A 1,103-nucleotide genomic window follows, 5' to 3' on the forward strand; every position below is an offset into this window, starting at 1 on the left:
AGATACTCCATTCCCCCTGACGAAAATAGAAAGCGCAGTACAAAGAAATACCAGCTTGATCTGGTAACAGATAATGTTTTGCATGCTGGGTACACACTTCTCAGGTCAATTGAAAGACCATTTGAAATTTCCTCTGTCCCGATTTCGGACTGCATCCTCGCACATGAAAGCAGAATCACCGATGAAGAAGAAGTCGTTTTCAGGATGCCTTGTCACGTACTAACGACTGATTTGGGGGAAGGATACAGGGGAATCAAAGCATACTCCATTGGCGAATTTCATATTATTCATTATTATGGAATGGATATGATTTTTCTTAATACTGGACCTACGAGAATATACAGAACGGTCAAAGATGGGAACTCCAAACTAAAATTAGGTTTCCCGATTTGTCCCGATTGCGGTGAGGTTCGATCCCCCCTTCTCCAACTATCTAACAGTGAACATATTGAAGAATTCCTAAGGAAACACCGCGAGGAATTTGGGCATAGCAGTGCTGGATGGTACTGCATTGAATCTGCATTCGATGCTGATTTTCTCTCCATTAGACCCTTTTCTTCATTCGCCGAAGCTGTCTCTGCGGGATGGGCGATAATCATCGGTGCAATGGATCATATCGAAATGGAAGCAGACGATCTCGAATTGATGATCAAACAAGTGGGAGAAAGCTGCTTTTCCATCTGGATCATTGACCGACATCCTGGCGGCTCTGGACTGCTTGACCAGGTGGTAGACAATTGGAAGAAGATTATAGGCTCCGCCGTATCGTTATGCGAACAGTGCCCGTCGCAGTGCGAATCTAGCTGTCCATCTTGTTTGAGGATTTACGAAAATCAGAGAGATCACCCAGCGCTATCGCGGAAGATTGCGCTGCCATCGCTAAAAAAACTTGAAGAGAATCCAACCTTTTTCGGCATAAAGGGCGAAACCGGGATTCCGATTCCACCACATGGAAGACCTGATACAATATCAGTTCGAATCCTTTCTAATAAGCTTAAGGAAGTCGGGTTAATAGATAACGCTGAAATGGATATGAGAATTCCCGTAGAATCCCTTGGGTTTTATGTCCGCCCAGATATACACTGGCTAACAAGAGACGGTAG

Annotated in this window: 1 protein-coding gene; it reads left to right on the plus strand. The window is 44.4% G+C overall.

Features of this window, described 5'->3' with window-relative positions:
* The coding region (locus QW087_08060) for a DUF1998 domain-containing protein (protein ID MEM2944678.1) at positions 1 to 1,103 on the plus strand (1,103 nt) is incomplete at both ends.

Source organism: Methanomassiliicoccales archaeon (assembly GCA_038850735.1).
Lineage (GTDB): Archaea > Thermoplasmatota > Thermoplasmata > Methanomassiliicoccales > JACIVX01 > JACIVX01.